At 70.8% G+C, this 21,509-nt stretch carries 21 protein-coding genes; 11 read left to right on the forward strand and 10 right to left on the reverse strand.

The window, feature by feature from the left end; all coding sequences use genetic code 11:
• Window positions 1-9 precede the first annotated feature (9 nt).
• From NDR87_RS00530 to NDR87_RS00540, 3 genes are read right to left on the reverse strand one after another with little or no spacing between them, the layout of a single operon-like run.
• On the reverse strand, window positions 10-813 hold the full coding sequence (locus NDR87_RS00530) for an ABC transporter ATP-binding protein (protein ID WP_251909351.1): 804 nt from the start codon (window positions 811-813) through the stop codon (window positions 10-12).
• The gene (locus NDR87_RS00535) at window positions 810-1,901 is read right to left on the reverse strand and encodes an iron ABC transporter permease (protein WP_251909350.1); all 1,092 of its coding nucleotides are present in this window, start codon (window positions 1,899-1,901) and stop codon (window positions 810-812) included. Before NDR87_RS00535 ends, NDR87_RS00530 begins: the two co-directional genes overlap by 4 nt.
• Entirely contained in the window at window positions 1,879-2,952 is a 1,074-nt protein-coding gene (locus NDR87_RS00540; protein WP_251909349.1) for an ABC transporter substrate-binding protein, read from the reverse strand. The genes NDR87_RS00535 and NDR87_RS00540 overlap by 23 nt, the downstream gene beginning before the upstream one ends.
• Window positions 2,953-3,106: 154 nt before the next feature.
• On the opposite strand from NDR87_RS00540, the gene NDR87_RS00545 reads away from it, so the two are divergent.
• Genes NDR87_RS00545 through NDR87_RS00565 form a run of 5 tightly spaced genes read left to right on the forward strand, consistent with a single transcriptional unit; the run spans window position 3,107 to window position 7,490 of the window.
• On the forward strand, window positions 3,107-3,961 hold the full coding sequence (locus tag NDR87_RS00545) for a TauD/TfdA family dioxygenase (RefSeq protein WP_251909348.1): 855 nt from the start codon (window positions 3,107-3,109) through the stop codon (window positions 3,959-3,961).
• Window positions 3,958-4,485: an FcoT family thioesterase gene (locus tag NDR87_RS00550; protein WP_251909347.1), complete on the forward strand. Its 528-nt coding sequence runs from the start codon at window positions 3,958-3,960 to the stop codon at window positions 4,483-4,485. Before NDR87_RS00545 ends, NDR87_RS00550 begins: the two co-directional genes overlap by 4 nt.
• Entirely contained in the window at window positions 4,482-5,990 is a 1,509-nt protein-coding gene (locus NDR87_RS00555; protein ID WP_251909346.1) for a long-chain-fatty-acid--CoA ligase, read from the forward strand. The genes NDR87_RS00550 and NDR87_RS00555 overlap by 4 nt, the downstream gene beginning before the upstream one ends.
• Window positions 5,987-6,217, forward strand: coding sequence for a phosphopantetheine-binding protein (locus NDR87_RS00560; RefSeq protein ID WP_251909345.1), 231 nt, complete (start codon window positions 5,987-5,989; stop codon window positions 6,215-6,217). Before NDR87_RS00555 ends, NDR87_RS00560 begins: the two co-directional genes overlap by 4 nt.
• Window positions 6,207-7,490 (forward strand): condensation domain-containing protein, encoded by a 1,284-nt coding sequence (locus NDR87_RS00565; RefSeq protein ID WP_251909344.1) that lies wholly within the window; start codon window positions 6,207-6,209, stop codon window positions 7,488-7,490. Before NDR87_RS00560 ends, NDR87_RS00565 begins: the two co-directional genes overlap by 11 nt.
• A gap of 4 nt (window positions 7,491-7,494) precedes the next feature.
• On the opposite strand, the gene NDR87_RS00570 is transcribed toward NDR87_RS00565, so the two are convergent.
• Window positions 7,495-8,058 (reverse strand): sigma-70 family RNA polymerase sigma factor, encoded by a 564-nt coding sequence (locus NDR87_RS00570; RefSeq protein ID WP_251909343.1) that lies wholly within the window; start codon window positions 8,056-8,058, stop codon window positions 7,495-7,497.
• A 49-nt stretch (window positions 8,059-8,107) separates the two neighbouring features.
• Between NDR87_RS00570 and NDR87_RS00575 the strand changes: the two genes are divergently transcribed.
• The 3 genes from NDR87_RS00575 to NDR87_RS00585 all read left to right on the forward strand — a co-directional run bounded on the left by NDR87_RS00575 (window position 8,108) and on the right by NDR87_RS00585 (window position 13,486).
• Window positions 8,108-8,878, forward strand: a complete 771-nt coding sequence (locus NDR87_RS00575; RefSeq protein WP_251909342.1) for a zf-HC2 domain-containing protein — start codon at window positions 8,108-8,110, stop codon at window positions 8,876-8,878.
• A 79-nt stretch (window positions 8,879-8,957) separates the two neighbouring features.
• Complete coding sequence (locus tag NDR87_RS00580; protein ID WP_251909341.1) at window positions 8,958-11,369, forward strand: cation-translocating P-type ATPase; 2,412 nt, start codon at window positions 8,958-8,960, stop codon at window positions 11,367-11,369.
• Complete coding sequence (locus tag NDR87_RS00585) at window positions 11,369-13,486, forward strand: cytochrome c oxidase assembly protein (protein ID WP_251909520.1); 2,118 nt, start codon at window positions 11,369-11,371, stop codon at window positions 13,484-13,486. Before NDR87_RS00580 ends, NDR87_RS00585 begins: the two co-directional genes overlap by 1 nt.
• Window positions 13,487-13,490: 4 nt before the next feature.
• Here NDR87_RS00585 and NDR87_RS00590 read toward each other — a convergent pair whose 3' ends face one another.
• Window positions 13,491-14,456, reverse strand: coding sequence for a DMT family transporter (locus NDR87_RS00590; RefSeq protein ID WP_251909340.1), 966 nt, complete (start codon window positions 14,454-14,456; stop codon window positions 13,491-13,493).
• A 182-nt stretch (window positions 14,457-14,638) separates the two neighbouring features.
• Window positions 14,639-14,983 carry a hypothetical protein gene (locus NDR87_RS00595; RefSeq protein WP_251909339.1) on the reverse strand — a complete coding sequence of 115 codons (345 nt, stop codon included), beginning with the start codon at window positions 14,981-14,983 and terminating at the stop codon, window positions 14,639-14,641.
• Window positions 14,984-15,157: 174 nt separating this feature from the next.
• Between NDR87_RS00595 and NDR87_RS00600 the strand changes: the two genes are divergently transcribed.
• Window positions 15,158-16,402 (forward strand): helix-turn-helix transcriptional regulator, encoded by a 1,245-nt coding sequence (locus NDR87_RS00600; protein ID WP_251909338.1) that lies wholly within the window; start codon window positions 15,158-15,160, stop codon window positions 16,400-16,402.
• A gap of 58 nt (window positions 16,403-16,460) precedes the next feature.
• On the opposite strand, the gene NDR87_RS00605 is transcribed toward NDR87_RS00600, so the two are convergent.
• Window positions 16,461-17,201 (reverse strand): hypothetical protein, encoded by a 741-nt coding sequence (locus NDR87_RS00605; RefSeq protein WP_251909337.1) that lies wholly within the window; start codon window positions 17,199-17,201, stop codon window positions 16,461-16,463.
• Between the two features lie 8 nt (window positions 17,202-17,209).
• On the reverse strand, window positions 17,210-17,770 hold the full coding sequence (locus NDR87_RS00610; RefSeq protein ID WP_251909336.1) for a hypothetical protein: 561 nt from the start codon (window positions 17,768-17,770) through the stop codon (window positions 17,210-17,212).
• Window positions 17,771-17,872: 102 nt separating this feature from the next.
• Between NDR87_RS00610 and NDR87_RS00615 the strand changes: the two genes are divergently transcribed.
• Window positions 17,873-18,586 carry a nitroreductase family protein gene (locus tag NDR87_RS00615; protein ID WP_251909335.1) on the forward strand — a complete coding sequence of 238 codons (714 nt, stop codon included), beginning with the start codon at window positions 17,873-17,875 and terminating at the stop codon, window positions 18,584-18,586.
• Here the strand turns inward: NDR87_RS00615 and NDR87_RS00620 are convergent.
• A complete protein-coding gene (locus tag NDR87_RS00620) occupies window positions 18,583-19,236 on the reverse strand; it encodes a response regulator transcription factor (protein WP_251909334.1) in 654 nt (217 codons plus the stop codon). The genes NDR87_RS00615 and NDR87_RS00620 overlap by 4 nt on opposite strands.
• Entirely contained in the window at window positions 19,233-20,477 is a 1,245-nt protein-coding gene (locus tag NDR87_RS00625) for a histidine kinase (RefSeq protein ID WP_251909333.1), read from the reverse strand. The genes NDR87_RS00620 and NDR87_RS00625 overlap by 4 nt, the downstream gene beginning before the upstream one ends.
• A 141-nt stretch (window positions 20,478-20,618) precedes the next feature.
• Here NDR87_RS00625 and NDR87_RS00630 point away from each other — a divergent pair, with 141 nt between their 5' ends.
• Entirely contained in the window at window positions 20,619-21,485 is an 867-nt protein-coding gene (locus tag NDR87_RS00630; protein ID WP_251909332.1) for a sterol desaturase family protein, read from the forward strand.
• The last annotated feature ends 24 nt before the right edge of the window (window positions 21,486-21,509 follow it).

Consider the following 21,509-nt stretch of genomic DNA (forward strand, 5'->3'; position numbering starts at 1 on the left):
GCGGCGCGGTCAGCGATGTGTCCGGTGAGTGGTTTCCGGTCGGTGCTGTTCGGGCAGCGCGGTCACCAGGTGCGGGCGGCCGGTGAGCGGGTGCGGCACGATGGCGCTGCGCATGCCGAAGATGGCGGCGATGCGGTCGGGGGTCAGGACGTCGGCGGGGGCGCCGGTGGCGGCGACGCGGCCGTCGTGCAGCAGGACCAGGGCGTCGCAGTAGGCCAGGGCATGATCGAGGTCGTGCAGCGCCGCGATCGTGGTGAGACCCAGTTCCCGGACCAGGGTGAGCAATTCGAGCTGTGCGCCCGGATCGAGGTGGTTGGTCAGCTCGTCCAGGAGCAGGACGGGGGTCTGCTGGGCCAGGGCGCGGGCGAGCAAAACGCGCTGGCGTTCGCCGCCGGACAGGGCGGCGAAGCGGCGCTCGGCGGCCCAGCCCAAACCGACCCGGTCGAGGGCCGCGCGCACGATCTCGCGGTCGTGGTCGCGTTCGCGGCCGAAGCGGTCCTGATGCGGAATGCGGCCCATGGCAACGGTTTCCAGCACGGTGAAGGCGTGCTCGAGACCGTGGTCCTGGGCGACGACCGCGGTGCGGCGGCCCGCTCGGCGAGTGCCGGTGCGCCACACGTCGTCGGCTCCGATGCGAACCACGCCCGCGGTGGGACGCAGGGCGCGGTACAGGCAGCGCAGCAGGGTGCTCTTGCCCGAGCCGTTGGGTCCGGCCAGGCCGGTGAACGAGCCCGGCTCGATAATGAGGTCGATCTCGGTCAGCACCGGCGTGCCGGTCAGTTCCACGCCGAGTCCGTCGACGACGATTCTCACGAGGCGACCTCTCGGCGGCGGCGCAGCAGGACGAGGAAGGCGGGTGCGCCGAGGACGGCGGTGATGATCCCGATGGGAATTTCGTTGGGGCGGTCGACGGTTCGGGCCGCGAGGTCGACCAGGACCAAAAACAGCGCGCCGCCGAGGGTGACGATCGGCAGGGTGCGGCGGTGGTCGGGCCCGGCCAGCAGGCGGGCGGCATTGGGGACGATCAGGCCGACGAAGCCGATGCCCCCGGCGACGGCGACCGCGGTGGCGGTCAGCAGCGCGGACACCAGTAACAGCAACAGCCGCAACCGATTCGGATGTACCCCCAGACCGGCGGTGGTGTCGTCGCCCAGGGTCAGCGCGTTCATGGCCTGCGCGCGGGCGGGCAGCACCAGCAGCGCCGCCGCGACGGCCACGGCCGGGGCGATCAGATCGTTCCAGTCGGCCGAGGACAGCGAGCCGAGCAGCCAGAACATCACCCCGCGCAGTTCGGCGGGTTTGGCCCGCAGCTGCAGATAGCTGGTGACGGCCGTGCCCAGATACGACACCGCGATGGCCGCCAGCACCAGATCCGCGCCGCGCACCTGCCCGCCGCGCTGGGCGAGGACGAACACGACGAGCAGGCTGAGCATGGCCCCGACGAAGGCGCAGCCGGTGACGCCGAGAGTGCCCGTCACCCAGACGATTCCGGTCATCGCCAGCACCGCCCCGAGGGAGGCCCCGGAGGTGACCCCGAATAGATAGGGATCGGCCAGTGGATTGCGCACCAGGGTCTGCAGGCAGGCCCCCGCCAGTCCGAGCGCGGCGCCGACCAGGGCGGCCAGCACCACCCGGGGTGCGCGGAACTGCCACACGATCTGGTCGGACAGCGGGTCCGTGCCCGCACCACCGACGGTGTGCGCCAGCACGACTCGCAGCACCGTCGGCGGTGCGACCGCGACGGTGCCGAACCCGATCGCCATCACCATCGCCGCGCCCAGCGCCAGCGCCAGCAGCACCGGCACACCGATCCGGCTCACCAGCCGCCCGTCGAAACGCCGGGGGGTCGCGGCGGTTTCGACCGGAGTATCGCGAGCCTCACTGCGGGTGGGCGAGGGCATCGGCGATCTTTTCCACGGCGGTGGCGTTGAGCGGGCCGAGGTAGGGGGAGTCGGACAGGGTGAGATAGCGGTGGGTGCGGGCGGCGGGCCAGGCGGGGAAGCGGGCGAACAGCTCGCTCGCCATCCGATCGGCGTCCTCGTCGGGACGGTAGCGGCCGATGACGACCAGGTCGACCGGGGCCGAGGCGAGGGCCTCGGCATTGATCTGGGCCAGTTCGTCGGAGGTCTTGCCCGCGAAGGCGTTCCGGCCGCCCGCCTTGGCGATGATGTCGTCGTAGATGCCGCCGCCGAACACGGCGGGCAGGCCGTTGCTGTTCATCGCGGACATGCCCGGATACACCAGCAGCACCGTGGGTCGCGGGCGGTCGGCGACGCGCGCGGTGACCGCGGCGATGCGGGCGCGCTGGGCATTGACGTAATCGGCGGCGCGCTGCTGCACGTCGAAGATGCGGCCGAGGGTCAGCAGCAATTCGTCCGAGGAGCTCACCGACTGCCGCGCCAGGTCCCGGCGCGCGGCTTCGCTGGCGTTCGGGTCGCCGAGCGCGCAATTGGACGGGGTGACGAAGGCGGGAATTCCGGCCCGGTTCAACGCGTCCCGACCGATCGGGCCGGTGCGATCGTCGAAGCCGCCCGCCCAGGTCGAGATCACCAGATCCGGATGCAGCGCGAGAATCTGCTCGCGGGAGAATTCGGCGCTGTCGTCTCGGCGCAATCCGGCACTGGGGAGCGCGTTCACCGCCTCGGCCATGCCGGACTGGTCGGAGACCCCGAAGTGCTGGCTGCTGGCCACGATGCGGTCGGCGAGTCCCAGGGTCACGAAGCTTTCCGCCTCGGCCACCGACGCGCCGTTGAGCAGCACCACCCGCTGCGGTGGCCGCTGGAAGGTCAGCGCGTGCCCGCAGTTGTCGAGGGTGAGCGGATAGCCGGTGGGCGCGGCGGTCGCGGGCTGGTCGGCGGGGGCCTGCTCGGCCGGTCGACCGCAGCCCGCGAGCGCGGCCACCGCGACGGCGCACAGGATCGCCGCGGTGGACCGGCGGCGCAGGGTTCGCACGAAACACACGCTGTCTCACGTCGTCCCGCACCCCGCCGGGGTTCCCGGATGTCGGCCATGTCACAGCGCGGAACCGCGGACGGGCCGCGGCCGACGTATCGGAGTACCGGCGCCGTCCAAGCCCAGGCGCCCCCTCCCCACGAAGGAAGCGATTGTGAGGACCAGCCCGCAGGCCGGTATGGGCGTCATCGTCGAGGATTTCGATCCCACCGCCGACGAGGACGTTCAACTTCTGAAGAAGACGATCTACCGCCACAAGATCGTGGTGCTGAAGAACCAGCACCACGATCCGGCGAGTTTTCTCGCGCTCGGCCGCCGCCTGGGCGCACCGCAGGCCTACTACGAGCCGGTCTACCACCACCCGGAGGTGCCGGAGGTGTTCGTCTCGGCCACCGCCGAACCCGACGGCCGCCAGATCGGCGTGCCCAAGACCGGGCGGTTCTGGCATTCGGACTATCAGTTCATGCCGCGCCCGTTCGATATCACGCTGACCTATCCGCGGGTGGTGCCCAGCAGCAACCGGGGGACGCTGTTCATCGATCTGGCCGCCGCGTACGGCAGGCTCACCCCGCAGTTGCGTGCCGCGATCGCCGACACCACCGCTGTGCACACCGTGCGCCGCTGTTTCAAGATCCGCCCCGACGACGTGTTCCGGCCGGTGGGGGAGATTCTCGACGAGATCGACGCCCGCACGCCGCCGGTGCACCGCCCCACGGTGCTGTCGCATCCGCACACCGGCGAGCCGATCGTGTACGTGAGCGAGGGGTTCACCGAGACCGTGCTCGACGCCGAGGGCAACCAGCGGCGTGAGCTGCTGGCCGAATTGCTCGCCGTCACCGGACAATCCGATCTCGCGCATCCGGCGGTGCATCTGCAGCGCTTCGAGGTGGGGGATCTGCTGCTGTGGGACAACCTGAGCCTGGTGCACCGGGCGGTGCACAGCGACCGGGTGGAGCCCGCGGTGTCCTGGCGGGTGACCGTGTACGACGACAGGGATCTGCTGAAATGATCGCCGCACCCGCCGTTTTCGAGGTCGAACCCGAATTCCTTGCCGAGGTGCAGCGCTGCTACAAGCCGCACTGCCGGTATCTGCGCACGGCGTCGGTGCGCACCGACGGCGAGACCGTCGTGGGCACGGGGGAGTTCGGCATCGGCGCGCCCTGCTATATCGATGACACCGGACATCTCAATGCCGTCGAGGTCATCATCTGCTTCAACCAGCTGATGTATCAGACCGTGGCCACCGTCGTGCGGCACGGGCTGCATCCAGCGTTCGCGGACTGGGCGATGGCGGATTTCCACCGCCGCTATCTGCCCGACATTCTCATCGCCGAGGTACGGACCGAATTCGAGCGGCCCATCGACTCCACGGCGTTCACCGGCGAGTTCACCCTCGGGGCCGCCGATGCCTACACCAATTCCGCTGGGGCGCAGCGGATCGCGTTGCACACCGGCTTCCGGTTCACCGACGGGACCGGTGTCTGCCACGGCCGGATTCGCCTGGTGGTCGTCGATACGGGGGCGGGCCGATGAGCCGGACCCTGGCCGAGTTGACCCGGGGGCACGATCCCGCGGCCACGGCGGTGGTCTGCGGCGCGCGGACGATGACCTACGGCGACCTCGACCGCGCCGCCGACCGGATCGCGGCCGGGTTGTCGGCGGCGGGGCTGGCGCCGGGCGCGCGAGTGGCGTATCTGGGTCTGGAGTCGGTGGACTACTACGCCACGCTGCTGGGGTGCGCGCGGAGCGCGACGGTGTTGGTGCCCATCAACTTCCGGCTCACCCCCGAGGAGATCGGGCACATCCTCGCCGACTCGCGGGCCGAGGTGCTGATCGCCGATGCGTCGCTGCGCGCGCGGCTCGACCTCGGCTCGACGATTCGCTGTCTGGACACCGAATCCTTCGCCGAGTGGTACGGCGGGCAGCCCGCCGAGCCGCCGGAGCTCGACCTCGATGCCGATACCCCGGTGGTACAGCTGTACACCAGCGGCACCACCGGACTGCCCAAGGGGGTGGTGCTGGCGCATCGCAGCTTCTTCGCCGTGCGCGCGGCGCTGGCCGCGGCGGGGGAGGGTTGGATCGATTGGCGGGCGGGGGATATCGGGCTGATCGGGATTCCCGGCTTCCATGTCGGCGGAATCTGGTGGGCCACTCAAGGTTTGGGCGCGGGGGCGACGATGGTGGCGATGCCGCGGTTCGATCCGGCGACGGCGGTGGAGCTGATTCGGGAGCGGGCGATCAGCACGGTGTGCGTGGTGCCGTCCATGCTGCGGTTGATGCTGGCCGAGCCGGGCGCGGACCGGGCGGCGCTGGCGAGTGTGCGCAAACTGGTCTACGGTGGCTCGCCGATCTCGGAAAGCCTGCTCGGACAGGCGATGTCGATCCTGGACTGCGAATTCGCCCAGATCTACGGGCTCACCGAGACCGGGAACACCGCGGTGTGCCTGCCGCCGGATCAGCACTATCCGGGCAGCCCGCGGCTGCAGGCGGCCGGGCGAGCGTATCCGGGTTTCGCGATCCGGGTGAGCGACGAGCGCGGCGACCCGCTGGGGCCGGGCCGGGTCGGGGAGGTGTGGCTGCGCACCCCGGGGCATATGGTCGAGTACTGGCGGCGGCCCGATGCCACCGCGGCCACGCTGGTCGACGGCTGGATCCGCACCGGCGATGCCGGATACCTCGACGACGAGGGTTACCTGTTCCTGTGCGATCGGTTGCAGGACATGATCATCGTGGGCGGGGAGAACATCTATCCGGCCGAGGTGGAGAATGTGATCGCCGGACATCCGGCGGTGGCCGATGTGGCGGTGGTGGGCGCGCCGGACGAGCGGTTCGGGGAGCGGGTGCACGCCTTCGTCGCCGCCCGCGCCGAGGTGTCGGCGCGGGAGTTGTTCGTGCACTGCACCGATCGGCTGGCGGGATACAAGATTCCGTCCCGGTTCGAGTTCGTGGAGCGGGTTCCGCGCAATCCCAGTGGCAAGATCCTACGGCGGCAGCTGCGGGAACCGCTGTGGCCCAGCGGTGTTCGGAGGATCGGATGAGTGCGGGGGTGAGTTTCGCGCAACTGCGGGCCGAGGTGGCGGCCGAACTGTACCTGACCGCGGAGGAGTTGGATCCGGAGGCGGACCTGTTCGCGGCCGGGCTGGATTCGGTGCGAGTGCTGGCGCTGGTGGAGCGGTGGCGGGCGGCGGGGGCGCGGATCGGGTTCATGGATCTGATCGAGCAGCCGACGCTGCGGCAGTGGTGGGAGCGGTTGCGTGCCGAGTAATGAACTGCGGCCGACCGCGGCGCAGGAGGAGTTCTGGCACTACCAGCAGGACGGGCCCGATCCGGTGACGGCCATGTTCAATGTGGCCGAGTACGCGGAGTTTCACGGGCCGGTGTCGGAAACGGTGCTGGCGCGGGCGATTCGGTGGGCGGTCGGGGAGATCGAGGTGTGCAACCTCGGGTTCGCCCAGACGCCGGCGGGGGTACGGCTGCGGCCGCGTACGCCGCGGTGGGAGGTGCGCACGGTCGACCTCAGCGGCCACGACGATCCGCTCGCGGCGGCCGCGGCGTGGATGGCCGCCGATCTGGACACCCCGGTGGATCTGGTGGCCGATGAGCTGTTCACGCACGCGATCCTGCGGCTGGGATCCGAGCGGGTGTGGTGGTACCACCGGGTGCATCACATCCTGCTCGACGGTTACGGGCTGGCGCAGGTCGCGCGGCGGGTCGCCCAGGTGTACACCGCCCTGCTGGCCGGACGCGAACCCGCCCCGTCCCGGTTCGGTTCGCTGGCCGAGGTGGTCGCCCACGAGGAGTCCGAACGCGACGGCCCCGGCTACGCGGCCGCCCGCGACTACTGGCTGCGCTACCACCGCGACCGCCCCGCCCCGCCGATCGTCGCCCCGCGCACCGAGCCGATGACCGGCCGGATGGCGAGAACGGCAACCGAATTCGATCCCGACCTGCTGGCCCGCCTGCGCGAGCGCGGCGGTTCGGCCACCGCACTGCTCGCGGCGGCGGCCACCTATGTGCACCGCGTGACCGGACAGTCGCAAATCCGGTTGTGCCTGCCGGTGCTGGCCCGCGCGGGCACCCCGGCGGCGCGGGTGCCGTGCACGGTCATCAATGTCGTGTACTACTGGGCCGAATTCGACTCACGGACAACGTTTTCCGATGCCGTCGAGCACATCGAAGGTTTCCTGCGCGACAGCGCCCCGCACCTGCGGTACCGAGTCGTCGACCTCTGGCGAGACCTCGGCCCGGCCTTCGACCACGACCGCGCCTACGGCCCGCTGGCCAACGTCATGCCCTTCGACTTCGCACCCCACTTCGCCGACACCCCCGCGACCATCCACAACGTCACCGCCGGAGTGGAGGAGGACATCGGCTTCTACTTCTACGACCGCCCCGACGCCATGGAGTTCGTGGTCGGCGGCAACCCCCACCTGTTCGGCGTCGAAGACCTGACCACCCACGCCACCGCTTTCCAACGTCTGCTCACCGCCGCCTTGGCCACCCCGGATCGTCCGGTGAACGGCCTGGCGTCGGGGTAGCGGCTCAGCTGCCCGCGGCCTCGCCCGCGCGGACCTCGCCGATCAGGTCCTCGCGGGCGCGGGCTACGCGGGAGCGGATGGTGCCTACGGGGCAGCCGCAGACCTGGGCGGCCTCCTCGTAGGAGAGGCCGAGGAGTTGGGTGAGGATCAGGGCCTCGCGGCGGTCCTCGGGGAGGGCGGTGAGCATGATCCGGAGTTCGGCGAATTCTATTGCGGCCGTGCTGCTTCCGGAACGGCGGCGGTCGGCGGCGGCCTCCCAGTCGGCGTCGGCGGCGACGCGCGGGCGGGCCATGGCGGCGCGAACCTCGTCGGCGCAGACGTAGCGGGCGATCGACAACAGCCAGGCGCGGGCCGAGGCGCGCGCCTCGAAGCGGCGCAGGCTGCCCAGGGCGCGCAGGTAGGTCTCCTGGGTGAGGTCGTCGGCGCGGGCGGGGCTGGCCCGGTGGGCGATGAAGCGCCACACGTCGGACTGGGTGGCGCGAATGAACTCCTCCAGCGCCTGCCGATCCCCGCGGCCCGCGGCCAGGGCGAGCGCGGTGATCCGATCGTCGCTGGACTCCGTTGCCATGCCGGACACCCTAGCCCGGCCCGAAAAAAGATCTACTACCGGGCGTAGGGTGTTTCACGCCACAGCGAATCCCGGGAACTTCGGCGGCCCCCGAACCGACTACTGCACCGTGAACTGCGATGTCTGCCGGGAAGCGCTGTCGGCCCGGATCGACGGCGAACCCGAACCGGTGCCCTCGGCGCAGGTCGATCGGCACCTCGAGGAGTGCCGGGCCTGCACCGACTGGTACGCGGCGGCGGGCGCGACGACCCGCACCCTGCGCATGCGCGCCGCGCCGGTCACCCCGGATCTGACCGACCAGATCCTGGCGCGGGCCGAATTCGTGGGCGTGACGCCGCGGCGGCGCGGGCTGTCGACCTCGGCGCTGCGGATGATCCTGCTCGGCATCGGCGCGGTGCAGTGCGCGCTGGGGTTGGCGCAGCTGGTCGGGCACGGGGTGGGTGTGCACGCCGAACACGAGGTCGGCTCGCATCTGTTCAACGAGAGCACCGCGTGGAGTTTCGCCCTCGGCGCGGGCATGGTGTGGGGTGCGCTGTCGGTGCGGGCGGTGAGCGGGCTGATCGCGGTATTCGGTAGTTTCGCCGCGGTGGTGTCGGTGTTCGTCGCCCACGATCTGATCGGCGGGCAGATGAGCGCGACCCGCGCCGAATCGCATGTGGTGCTGTTGGCCGGGCTGCTGGTGCTGGTATTGCTGCGGCGTCGCGCGGGCGGCGAACCGCCGGAGGTCACCGCCGAACCGGGACCGCTGGCGATGCCACCGGGTGCGCGTGCGGGACGGCGCACCGGCCACCTGCGCTCCACGCACGATCCCGCCGCCTGAGCGGGCGCCGAAAGACCACGCCGAATCCGCCTGCCGCCGAATCCGCTTCGGTGGCCCGAGCCAACGGAATCCGAATCCCATGACCAACTCTCTCGCTCCCGTCGAGGACACCGCCGCCGACCGCGTCCGGGTCCGGCTCGCGGTGTCGGGGATGTCGTGTGCGGCCTGCTCCTCGCGGGTCGAGCGCACCCTCAACCGCTTCGACGGGGTGACCGCCAGCGTGAACTTCGCCACCGGTGTGGCCACCGTGGACGCCCCGGCGGAGCTGGACCCGAACCTGTTGTGCGAGAAGGTGACCGAGATCGGCTTCGGCGCCACTCCCGTGCAGGGCACGACCACCGTGCTCGACACCGGCCCGGAGGATCGCATCGCCGCGGATCTGTTCCGCCGCCTGGTGGTGGCGCTGCTGCTGTTCTTCCCGCTGGCCGATCTGTCGATCATGTTCGCCACCGTGCCCAGCACCCGGATCACCGGGTGGCAGGCGATTCTGCTCGCGCTGGCGCTGCCGATCGTGGTGTGGTCGGCCGCGCCGCTGCACCGCAAGGCACTGGCCGGGCTGCGCACGGGAGCCACCAGCATGGAGACGCTGGTGTCGATCGGGATCACCGCGGCCACGGTGTGGTCGGTGGTGACGCTGTTCGCCCGGCCCGCCCCGGCCGCGTCCGGGCACGGGGTGTGGGCGGCGATCCTGGGCGCGGATTCGATCTATCTCGAGGTCGCCGGCGGCGTCACGGTCTTCGTGCTCGCGGGCCGCTACTTCGAGGCCAAGGCGCGCCGCCGCGCGGGCGGGGCGCTGCGCGCGCTGGCCGCCCTCGGCGCGAAGGACGTCACGGTGCTGACCGGCGACGGCCGCGAGATCACCGTTCCGGTCGAGGAACTCACCGAGGGCCGCCGCTTCGTGGTGCGGCCGGGGGAGACCGTGGCCACCGACGGCCTGGTGGTCGAGGGACATTCGAGCATCGACGCCTCGGCCATGACGGGGGAGTCGGTGCCGGTGGAGGTCGGCCCCGGCATGGCGGTGACCGGCGGCACGGTGTCGCTGACCGGGCGGTTGATCGTGGAAGCCGGTGCGGTGGGCGCGGATACCCGCCTGGCGGCGATGATCCGGCTGGTGGAGGAGGCCCAGGCGGGCAAGGCATCGCTGCAGCGGCTGGCCGACCGGATCGCCGGGGTGTTCGTGCCGGTGGTGCTGGGCATCGCGGCGGTCACCTTCACCGCGTGGCTGATCTCCGGCGCTGGCCTGGACAAGGCGGTGGGCGCGGGCCTGGCGGTCCTGGTCATCGCGTGCCCGTGCGCGCTGGGCCTGGCAACCCCGGCCGCCCTGATGGTGGCCGCCGGACGCGGCGCCCAGCTGGGCGTATTCATCAAGGGCCAGCAGGCCCTCGAGACCAGCCGCAGCGTCGACACCGTGGTGTTCGACAAGACCGGCACCCTCACCGAGGGCGAGATGACGGTGGTGGCGGTCCACACCGCCGCGGGCCACTCCACCCGCGAGATCGCCGCGCTGGCAGGCGGTTTGGAGGCGGCCTCCGAGCATGCGGTGGCGGCGGCGATCACCGCCTATGCCCGGCGGGAGATCGAGCGGTCGGTGGCGGCGCGCGTCGATGGGGCGGTGTCGGCGGTGGAGACCGCCGAAAGTGGTGAGCCGGGTGAGATCGGGGTGGCGAGTTCTGCGGTGGCGCGGAGGACCGAGCAGCCGACGCGGATCGAGGACGACGCCGATTCGGAGGTGGCGCGCCTTCCCGAGGTGAGCGATTTTCAGGCGCTGCCCGGACTCGGCGCGCGGGGAACGGTGGCCGGGCGGGCGGCGCTGATCGGGCGCGCGGCGCTGATCGAGGCCGAGGGTGTCGGCGTGCCGGAGGAGTTGCGGCGGGCGCTGGCTCGGGAGCAGCGGTATGGGCGGACCGCGGTGTACTTCTGTCTGGATGGCCAGGCGGTGGCGGTGATCGCGGTCGCCGACAGTGTGCGGTCCAGTGCGGCGGCGGCGGTGGCGCGGCTGCATCGGCTGGGGCTGCGGACGCTGCTGCTGACCGGGGACAATGCCCGTGCCGCGCAGGCGATCGCGGATGAGGTCGGTATCGACGAGGTGATCGCGGAGGTGCTGCCGGAGGGCAAGGTCGACGTGGTGCGGCAGTTGCAGGGCCAGGGGCATCGGGTGGCGATGGTCGGGGACGGGATCAACGACGGGCCCGCGCTGGTGGCCGCCGATCTGGGGCTGGCGATCGGGCGGGGCACCGATGTGGCGATCGGGGCCGCGGACATCATCCTGGTGCGCGAGGATCTGGGCGCGGTGCCGGACGCGATCGAGCTGGCGCAGGCGACGCTGCGGACCATCCGCGGAAATATGGTGTGGGCGTTCGGCTACAACGTCGCCGCCATTCCGGTGGCCGTCGCGGGGCTGCTCAATCCGCTGATCGCGGGCGCGGCGATGGCGTTCTCGTCGTTCTTCGTGGTCTGGAACAGCCTGCGCCTGCGCGAGTTCCGCCGGTGATGCCACGACGCGACGCCACCCCCCTCCGCCCCGGCCACGTCGAACGAGGCTGGGGCGCGGCCGTTGTCGCACTCGCGGCCGTCCTCGCGGCCGGGCTGGCGCTGGCGGTCACCGCGCAGGTCGGCACGCAGGCCTATCAGCAACAGGGCCTGGAGTTTCCGGGATACGTGCACGCGGCGAGCTATGTGCTGCTGCGCCTGATCGCGGCGCTGGCGGGCGGATTCACCCTCGGGCCGCTGCTGTTCGCGCTGTTCTGTACCGCGCCCACCGCCCAGGGCCGCGTCGATGTGGCGGGATATGCCGGGGTGCGGCTGGCCGAACGCGCGGCCGTGATCTGGCTGGTGGCCGCGGTCGCCCTGATTCCGGTGACGGCGGCCGACTCGGCGGGCCTGTCGCTGGCCAAGGCGCTGCGACTGGGCGCGCTGGGGCCGTTGCTCACCGCGGCCGAGAAGCCCAAGGCCTGGTTGGTGGCGAGCCTGGCGGTGTTGGTCGTGGCGGTGCTGCTGCGACTGGCCCTGTCGTGGAACAGCCTGTTCGGGCTGACGGCGGTGAGCGCGATCGCGGTGCTCGCGCCCGCGGTGACCGGCAATGCCGGAGAAGGACCGAACCACGATTACGCCACCGGGGCGGTCATCCCCTTCGCCCTGGCCCTCGCACCGCTGGCCGGTCTCAGCTGGTGCGTCGCCCAAAACTGCCGTCGCACAATTGATTCCACGGTCGCGCTGCGCCGCTACCGCATCATCGTGGCGTTGGCCGTGGCGGTCATGCTCCCCACCGCCGCGATCCTGGTCGCCATCCTCGCCCCGCCCTCGACCTTCGGCGGGGTGTACGGCTGGCTGGGCGTCGCGGCGGCCGTGCTACTGGGCGGGCATGCCGTGCTCGTTTGGGTTCTGGGTCGCCGCCCGGCCCGAAGCGGCCTCGGGCGAACCGGATCAGGCACGCCGGACCACCCGCCGACGAGCGCGCCCCGTCGGACGACAGCGGAAGCGGCGGACGAGCCGAACTCGCGCGCGCTGGTGCGCAACGGTCCGGGCGCGCGCACCCACCGGCGCTATGCGCTGCTGGTGGCGGCCTCGGCCGCGGCGGTGGTGTGGCTCGGAATCGCCACCGTGATGGCCGTGCAGCCCGCGCCGGCGTTCGCGCGGCGCGATTTCACCGCACAGCAGGTATTCCTGGGCTTCGATCTGCCGCAACCGCCGAGCGTGTGGCGGTTCGCGACGGTGTGGCGCTTCGATGTGGTGCTGGGGACCGCGGCGATCCTCGCCGCGGTGGCGTATCTGGTTGGGGCGCTGCGGTTGTGGCGACGCGGTGACGAGTGGTCGCGGTGGCGGACGGTGTCGTGGGTCGCTGGCTGTGCGGCGCTGCTGGTGGTGACCTCGTCGGGAATCGGCGCCTACGGATACGGCATGTTCAGTGCGCACATGGGCGGTCATATGGCGCTGAACATGTTCATCCCGGTGCTGCTGGTGCTGGGCGGTCCGGTGACGCTGCTGCTGCGGGCGGTGGCCCCGGCCGGGCGGGGCAATCCGCCGGGGCCGCGGGAATGGGCGCAGTCGCTGATGCATTCGCGCTTCACCCGGGTGCTGGCCAATCCGATCGTGGCGCTGATCGTGTTCGTGATCTCGTTGTACGGGCTGTATTTCACCGCGCTGTTCGATCAGCTGATTCGCTTCCACTGGGGGCATCTGCTGATGAACATCCACTTTTTGATCACCGGTTACCTGTACTACTGGGCGATCATAGGCATCGACCCCGGGCCGCGGCGACTGCCGCATCTGGGGCGGCTGGGCATGCTGTTCGCGATCATGCCGTTCCACGCGTTCTTCGGGGTGGCGGTGATGTCGATGGAGTCGCTGATCGGCGGCACCTACTATCCGCAGCTGCAACTGGGCTGGATGCACGATCTGCTGGCCGATCAGAAGATCGGCGGCAGCCTGGCCTGGATCTCCGGGGAGGTGCCGGTGCTGCTGGTGGTCGGCGCGCTGCTGTCGCAGTGGGCGCGCCAGGACCGCAGGGTGGCCGCGCGCACCGATCGCCATCAGGACGCCTATCCCGACGACGACGAATTGACCGCCTACAACGCCATGCTCGCCGAGCTGGGACGCTCGCGGCGCTGAGAGGTCAGGCGACCTTGTCGCGGGGATCGGGTGGCTCGGCGGAAGGATCAATACTGGTCAGCCGCTTCACTTCGGCGCGCGGAAGCTCCTCGGATTCGCCTGTGGCCGTACCCTTTTCGGCGGCATTGAGTCCGATGGCGAAGCCCACGATGAGCGCGCCACCGACCAGGCCGTTCATCGTGGGAATCTGCTGGTAGAACGCCAGCCCGAACAGCAGTCCCCACACGCATTCCACGGTCATCAGGTTGCCCGCCTTGACCGAATCCACCCGATCGAAGCCGTAGTTGATGAGGAAGACGTTCAGCACGCTCAATGCTCCGGCCACCGCGATCGCGCCCCACAGCACCACCGGGGAGAGCTCCGCGGGCAATCGGGGCAGTCCCTGACCTTGAGCCACCGAGACGAGTGCCACCCCGACGGTGCCGACTCCGACGGTGAGTGTGGTGATCTCGGAATTGTTCAGCACACCGCCGTGCCATTCGCGGCCGATGTAGCTCAGTGCCATCGCGGTCACGGCCACCAGCGCGATGAGATCGCCGCGGTTCCACGCCATCCAGGCGCCGCCGGGTCCGGGGCTGAATCCCGACATGATCGCCACCCCCGCCGCGGATCCCGCGACGCAGGTGAGCCGGGCAACGGTGGCGCGAACCTGGCGCAGCAGCAGTCCCAGGGCGGCGGCCAGCGGGAGCGCGGCGATGAAGGAGACGTTGGCGACACTGGTCATGGTGGCGGCCTTGGCGAACAGCAGGGTGCCCACGACATACAGCAGCGCGGTTCGCACGACGACGACCGTCCATTCCCGTGCCCCGGCCCGAACAATGACGCGCCAGCGCACTTGACGAGCGAAGACGACGGCAGCGAGTGCGAAGGCGACCGCGGTGCGCAGATACACCTGCTGGGCGACGGTGAAGCCGGTGTCCAGATATTTGGTGAACACCGTCAACATGGCATACGACGCGGTCAGTAACACCAGCGCCGCGACACCTCGCAGGTCGGTGATCTTGCTACCACGTACGATTGCCGTGCCATCGATACCGCCAGCGTACCTACCGTCTCCGGCTACCGGCTCGTAAATTCCAACCGGTATGGAACAGGCGGATTTTCAGCAATCGCCGTCGGTTTGTTCCCCGACCGCGAGGTGGCGTTCACTCGTCAGCGATCCTTGCGGGACCGCAGGCGGCGCAGCAGTCGATCGTCCGGTTCCGGGAGATCGTCCGGAGCCTCGGGGGGCAGCTGCGGTTGCTGTGCGGGATGCCGCCACGGCCGCGAGCGGGCCAGCCATCCGGCCACCAGGCAGGCGGCCGACAGGATCGACACGGTCGGAATGTTCATCACCGACGCGCAGGCGATGTAGGCGGCCAGCGCGGTGACGACGGTGGCCGCCGCCGACATCAGTTGGATCAGTTGGGTCGCGAGCGATGCGGTGCCGCTCTGGTCGTGGAGGTGTTTGCGAGGGGTGTGCGTCGGAGCCCTGCCGACGAATGCGCTTTTTCTCATGGCGCCCAGCCTGCGATCGGTGCGCCTGCGTCCGCCAGGGCGAGTCACCGGCTTGCACGTCTCGCGCGCAGAACAGTCGCTGTGCGAACGCAAGCTGGCGATCCGAGGACTAGTGTTGAGCTCGGACGACGCAGAGCCCCATGCTCGTCCAACACTCGCGAATTGGGAGATGTTGTGAACAGCCCACACAGCATCGCGTGCGCACGCCGGATCGTGCGTGATATCGAGGCCGCCGGGGGGACGAGGTGGGAGGCGGTCCAGGCGATCCGGGCGCACTGTGGTGCGTCGTTGTTGCGAGCACATCGGATCGCCCACGGCTACACGCTGGCCGATGTGGCCGCGCGGTTGCGGCAATTGCTCAGCGAGGCGGGCGTGGCCAATCCCGGTGTGTCACATCAGAGTGTCTCGCGCTGGGAGACCGGCCTGGACATGCCGTCCTACCAGTTCCTCGACGCGCTGTGCCGGTTGTACAGGACCCGTCCCGATCGGCTCGGATTCGGCCACGACTACACCGACGAACGCGCCCCCGCCGCGGCGCCCGCACCCGCGGTGGAGCCGGGGGTGTGGGATACCGTGCGCGCGTTGGAGGAGAGCCTCGAGCTCAGCGGCTATCTGGTGTACATCCAGCCGCCATCGGAGTACATCCCCGCCCGGATGCGGGATCTGGCGAAGATTCAGCATCTGATGCTGGCCGATCGCTCGGCGGAGCTGCATCGGCGGCTGCTGCGGGTGGAGGCGATCGTGGCGGGGCTGATCGCATTCCGGCTCAACGACATCGCCGATATCCACGACACCTTCATGTGGCTGTACAAGGCCCGGCGCGCGGCGCGGCAGGCCGGGGATGTGGCGGTCGAGGCGTGGCTGCGCGCGCATCTGGCCCATGTGCACGAGTGTTATCGCCACGCCCTGGATCAGGGGCTGTCGGCGGCGCATTCGGCGCAGTCGGCCGGATCGCGCTCGGCGTATGTGTTCGGGCTGCTGGCCGAGGCCGGGATTCAGGCGCGCATCGGGCGGCGCCGCGAGGCGATGGGCGCGATCGCCGCGGCCGAGCGGATGTTCGCGGCGCTGCCCGCCACCGCGACCACCGATGACAATCTGGGCACCTCGGAATACATTCTGCGCTGGCATCAGTCGCACGCGCTGACCTCGCTCGGGGACCGCAAGGCCGCCGAGGAGATGCGTGCGCGGGTGCTGGAGCTGCCAATGGCGGACAAGGATCAGGTGGGCCGGGCGCTGCTGGATCTGGATCTGGCCGCGATGCTGCTGCGCCAGGGCGAGCCGGATCAGGCGTGTGCGCTGATCCGCCACGTCCACCAGACCCTGCCCGCGGAGCTGCGGGTGGGGCAGATCCAGCGCTATATCACCCGGCTGGTGGCGGGGCTGCCACAGCCGTTGCGCGACAGCATCTTCCAGCGCTGACGCACCGGCCGGTCCGAGCGCACCCATCGCCGTCGCGGCGCTCGAACCGGCCGGATATTCAGTTGGCGCCGAGGATGCGGTGGAAGAAGCCGCGATAGCCGCGCAGGGCCTGGCGCAGATCCTCGGTGTCGGCGGATTGCCCGGCGCGCCAGCGGGTCTCCAGGGCGCGCTTGCGATCGGCGACCGCGGCGGTGAGCTGGTCGATGGTGGTGCTCACCAACTGGTCGGCGCGGGTGACGGCCTGCTGCGGGTCGTCGACGAACAGCGACTGCACCTCGCGCCATTCGATGCGCAGCCGTTCCAGGTCGGCCTCGGCGAACAGGGGTGCGTCGTGTTCGGGGGAATCCGAATGGGGCTGCGGAGGTTTCGCGGCGGAGTCGACGGTGCGGGCGTCCTCGTCGGGCACGACCGAGCCGGCGACGGCAGCCTGATCATCGGTGACCGCGTCCCGCCCGTGGCCGCCCTGTGTGATCGCGTCCCTGCCGTGGCCGCCCTGGGTGCCGGTCACTGCGGCGGCGTCGGGCTCATCGGGGACCGCGCCCCTGCTGTAGCCGCTCGGGGCGGTGGCGGGTCCGCCGGAGGCGTGCAGGTCCCGCTCGGTGGTGCGGGGATCGACGGCGGCGATCGGGGAATCGCCCGCGTGTCCCTGCCGTTCTGCGTCCTCTTCGGCGCGATGGGACTGGGCGGCGGGGCCGGTGCGGGGTTCGGCGTCGCGCTGGTCGGCGTCGCCGACGGTGGAGGCGTCGTCGGGCCGGGTGGGGCGGTCGGTGTCGGCGTCGCGGTGGGAGAAGATGCTCATGGCGGGTCTCACTGGGGCTGGGAGGTGGGGGTGGGGTCGGTGCCGAGCAGATCGGCGAACAGTTCGCGGTAGTGCACGATGGCGGTGCGCATATCCTCGGTGGTGGCGACGCCGTCGCCCGCGCGCACGGTGATGTCGTGGGCGACGCGGTAGCCGCTGAGCGGTTCGGCGTGTTCGACCGACAGGTCGGCGACCTTCTGCTCGTGGCTTTCGGTGGGGTAGCCCCGCTCGGCCATGATGGCGGTCACCAGCCGGTCGGCCGCGCCGAGTGCGGCGGCGGGGTCGTCGACGAACTGCTCCTGCATGCGCGCCCACTCCAGCTGATAGCGCTGCTTCTGCTGCTCCGACAGCGGCCGCAACTCGAGCCGCGCATGGCGGCGTTCGCGTTGCGCCAGTTCGGCTTCCGCGGCGCGGCGATCCTCGGCCTGCTGCATCATGCGGTCGTATTCGGGCCCGAATCTGCTGCGCAACCGGCGCCTGCGCAGGGCGGGCCGCGCGGCCAGTGCGGCCACGATCAGGACCGCGGCGACCACGACGACGATCACCACGGCCAGTACTGCACCCGACACTTGAACCTCCTCGTCGAGTTCGGTTGGTAGGTCGGGTAATGCCTCGGTACGCCGGTGTCAAACACCAAGGGCGTCAGCGGGGTTGACGATTACCCTGTTGCCATGACCGACCAGATCACCACCCCGCGCGAGCACGCCCACCCGTTCGTGCCGTATCGTCCGCCGCGGCTGGATCCGGCCGCGGGCCTGCGGCGGGGCCGGGAGTTGTTGCAGCAGCTGGATTCTCGCCGCAGTGTGCGGTTCTTCGCCGCCGATCCGGTGCCCGCCGAGATGATCGAGCTGGCGGTGGCGGCGGCCAATACCGCCCCGTCGGGGGCGCATCATCAGCCGTGGAAGTTCGTCGCGGTCGCCGACCCGGGGATCAAGCGCCGCATCCGCGAGGCCGCCGAGCACGAGGAGCGCATCAACTACGAGGGCGGGCGGCTGCCCGAGGCGTGGCGGGAGGCGCTGGCGCCGCTGGAGACCACCTCCGACAAGGGCTATCTCGAGGTGGTGCCGTGGCTGGTGGTGGTGTTCGCCGAGAAGAGTACCCCGCGCCCCGACGGGTCACTGCGCAAGAACTACTACGTCAACGAGAGCGTCGGCATCGCGTGCGGACTGTTCATCACCGCCCTGCACGCGATGGGTCTGGCGACCCTGACCCACACGCCCAATCCGATGGGGTTTCTCACCGAGATCCTGGAACGGCCCGCGACCGAGCGGCCCTACATCCTGTTCCCGGTCGGCTATCCCGCCCCCGACTGCGAGGTCCCGGATCTGCGGCGGAAACCGCTGGCCGAGGCACTGGAGTACTTCCCCGCCGATCGACGCGACTAGCCGCGCGGCAGGCCGTACTGGTGGGCGTAGACCACGGCGTGAATGCGGTCGCGCACACCGAGTTTGGCGAGAATGCGGGAGACGTGGGTCTTGATCGTCTCCTCGCCCACCCCGAGGGCGGCGGCGATCTCGCCGTTGCTGGCCGCCTCGGCGAGCAGCAGCAGCACCTGGTGCTCGCGGGCGGTGAGGGTGGCCAGTTCCGGCGGCGGCGGGGCGGGGGCGAGGGTGCCCGCCAGGCGGGCGGCCAGGCGGCGGGTCATCGACGGATCGATGATCGCGTCACCGCGCACGGCCACCCGGATGGCGGCGACCAGTTCCTCCGGCGGCAGGGTCTTCAACAGGAATCCGCTCGCCCCGGCGGCGAGGGCGCGGGCCAGGCTGGCCTCGCTGTCGTAGGTGGTGAGCACCAGCACCCGGGTGCCGCCCGCGGCGACGATGGCCTCGGTGGCCGCCAGCCCATCCAGTTTCGGCATACGCACGTCGAGGATCGCGACATCCGGTCGCAGCCGGGCGGTTTCGCTGATGGCGCTGCGCCCGTCGCCGACGTCGGCGACGCACTGCAGATCCGGATGCGCGGTGACGACCGCGCGCAGCCCGGAGCGGAACATGGCGTGGTCGTCGGCGATGAGCACGCGGATGGGGGCGGTCATGAGGCTCCGATCGGCAGCGTGACGGTGATGTGCCAGCGGTCCGCCGCGGCGCCGTGTTCGACGGCGCCGCCGAACAGTTCGGCGCGGCGGCGGATGCCGTCCAGTCCGCGACGTACGCCGGTACCTGGATCCGGCTGGGCGGCAAGGGGATTGGTCTGATCGATGCGCAGCCGACGGCCGTCGCGGCGCACCCGCAGGGCCGCGGTGCCGTCGCCGTGGCGCAGGGCGTTGGTGAGCAGCTCCTGAACGATGCGAAAGACGATGACGTCCAGCGATTCCGGCAGCGGCGGCGCGTCGGGGGCGGCGTCGAGTTCGACGGTGATGTCCAGGCCCGCGGCGCGCACGGTGTCGACGAGTTCCTCGATATCGGCCAGGCCGGGCTGGCGGCGACCGGCGTCGTCGCGGCCGTGCAGCAGATCGAGCTGGCGGCGCAGATCGTTCATGGCCGCGCGGCTGGACGCCTCGACGGCGGTGAGGGATTCGGCGGCTCGGGTGTCGCCGGACGGCAGGGCCAGCCGGGCCGCCCCGGCGTGGATGCCGATGGCGGCGACGTGGTGGGAGATGACGTCGTGCAGGTCGCGGGCGATGGCCTCGCGCTCGTCGGTGAGGGCGCGGTCGAGGGCGGCGCGGTGTTCCTGCTGGCGAAGTCGTTCGCGCTGTTCGAGTTCGGCGATGTAGGCCCCGCGGGCGGCGGTGTAGCGGCCGACCAGCCACGGCACCAGTCCGGCCGAGACGGCCTGGGTGGCCAGCAGCCGCCAGTCGTGGGCGGCCGGGCTGCCGGAGAGCAGGCTCGCGGTGGAGGCGCCCAATCCCAGCAGCGGCACGGTCACCAGCGAGGCCCGCGGTGACAGCCACGCCCCGGCGCGATACCCCGCGACGAGGAAACCGACGTCGGCGACGCGCAGCGGCAGGCCGTGACGGTGCAGCAGCCAGCACTGGACGAGCCGGACCGCCACCTGGGCGGCGGCCACGACGGCGGCGGTGCTGGGCGGGGCGGCCAGGGCCAGATCGGCGGCGACGATGGCGACGCTGAGCAGAACCGCGAGCGCGGGCGCGTCGGCGTAGATGCCGCTCATGGTGAAGACGAGGATGTCCACCACGGCGGCGGCGACGGCCACCAGGACCGATTGGCGAGCCAGCGAACGGCGCACGGTGCCGGGCTCGCCGCCGACGGCCGCGAAGCCGCGCAGCGACGCCCGCGCGCGCCGTCGCGCCCACACCCCGAGCCGATTTTCTCGCACGAACCGCGACGATACCGGCCCGCCGCGACGGTGCCGTCCCCCGCGCGAGGGACGCCCGCTCCCTCCGCGGCGCGATGTTTTGCCAGGTCAATGGCGGTAGCGTCGGCGCCGGGAGCCGAAACCGGATGAAGGAGTTCGAGGATGACCGATCTGGGCCTGTTGGCGGTGCCCGCCTTCGCGCTGCTGATGTTCGTCGAGTGGCTCGACGCGCGCCGCAACCGCGACGGGCCGAGCGGATTCTCCGCCCGTGACACCACCACCAACTGGATCACCTACGGGCTGGATCTGGTGAGCAAACCGCTGCTGCAGTACGCGCTGCCGTTCTCCACGATCGTGGCGGCGTCGTCGCTGACGCCGCTGCGGTTGCCCGCCGATCGGTGGTGGGTGTGGGTGGCGGGGCTGGTGGTCACCGATTTCTGCTACTACTGGGCGCATCGGGCCGATCACCGGATCCGGCTGCTGTGGACCGCGCACAGCGTGCATCACTCGTCGACGTATTTCAATCTGTCCACCGCGATCCGGTTGCCGTGGCTCAATCCGGTGGCCTCGATTCCGCGCAGTCTGGCGTGGGTGCCCGCGGCGCTGCTGGGCTTTCCGGTGTGGATGATCTTCCTGCTGATCACCCTCGGGCTGCTGTATCAGTTCCCGATCCACACCCAGCGGGTGAAAACCCTGTGGGCGCCCCTCGAATTCGTCTTCAACACCCCGGCCCACCACCGGGTGCACCACGGGTCGAACACGCCCTACATCGATAGGAACTACGGCGGGGTGTTCATCGTCTGGGATCGGCTGTTCGGCACCTTCGCCGCCGAGAGCGAGCCGATCCGCTACGGGCTGACCAAGAACATCGGCACCGACCATCCGGTGAAGGTGAACTATCACGAATTCGCCGCGCTGGTCGGCGATGTGCGCCGCGCCCGCAGCTGGCGCGGGCGACTGGGCTACGTCTTCGGCCCGCCCGGCTGGAGCGAGCCCGCCCGGCCGAAACCCGAGCGGGTTGCCGCCTGAGCCGGATTCCGCCGCCGCCGAATA

The organism is Nocardia sp. CDC159, from assembly GCF_023740735.1.
Classification (GTDB): domain Bacteria; phylum Actinomycetota; class Actinomycetes; order Mycobacteriales; family Mycobacteriaceae; genus Nocardia; species Nocardia pulmonis.

Excerpts from the sequence above, each read along its gene's own strand:
- NDR87_RS00535 (WP_251909350.1), bottom strand. The coding sequence starts at position 1,901 with ATGCCCTCGCCCACCCGCAGTGAGGCTCGCGATACTCCGGTCGAAACC.
- NDR87_RS00550 (WP_251909347.1), top strand. The coding sequence starts at position 3,958 with ATGATCGCCGCACCCGCCGTTTTCGAGGTCGAACCCGAATTCCTTGCC.
- NDR87_RS00555 (WP_251909346.1), top strand. The coding sequence starts at position 4,482 with ATGAGCCGGACCCTGGCCGAGTTGACCCGGGGGCACGATCCCGCGGCC.
- NDR87_RS00560 (WP_251909345.1), top strand. The coding sequence starts at position 5,987 with ATGAGTGCGGGGGTGAGTTTCGCGCAACTGCGGGCCGAGGTGGCGGCC.
- NDR87_RS00570 (WP_251909343.1), bottom strand. The coding sequence starts at position 8,058 with ATGGCAACGGAGTCCAGCGACGATCGGATCACCGCGCTCGCCCTGGCC.
- NDR87_RS00580 (WP_251909341.1), top strand. The coding sequence starts at position 8,958 with ATGACCAACTCTCTCGCTCCCGTCGAGGACACCGCCGCCGACCGCGTC.
- NDR87_RS00585 (WP_251909520.1), top strand. The coding sequence starts at position 11,369 with ATGCCACGACGCGACGCCACCCCCCTCCGCCCCGGCCACGTCGAACGA.
- NDR87_RS00595 (WP_251909339.1), bottom strand. The coding sequence starts at position 14,983 with ATGAGAAAAAGCGCATTCGTCGGCAGGGCTCCGACGCACACCCCTCGC.
- NDR87_RS00605 (WP_251909337.1), bottom strand. The coding sequence starts at position 17,201 with ATGAGCATCTTCTCCCACCGCGACGCCGACACCGACCGCCCCACCCGG.
- NDR87_RS00615 (WP_251909335.1), top strand. The coding sequence starts at position 17,873 with ATGACCGACCAGATCACCACCCCGCGCGAGCACGCCCACCCGTTCGTG.
- NDR87_RS00620 (WP_251909334.1), bottom strand. The coding sequence starts at position 19,236 with ATGACCGCCCCCATCCGCGTGCTCATCGCCGACGACCACGCCATGTTC.
- NDR87_RS00630 (WP_251909332.1), top strand. The coding sequence starts at position 20,619 with ATGACCGATCTGGGCCTGTTGGCGGTGCCCGCCTTCGCGCTGCTGATG.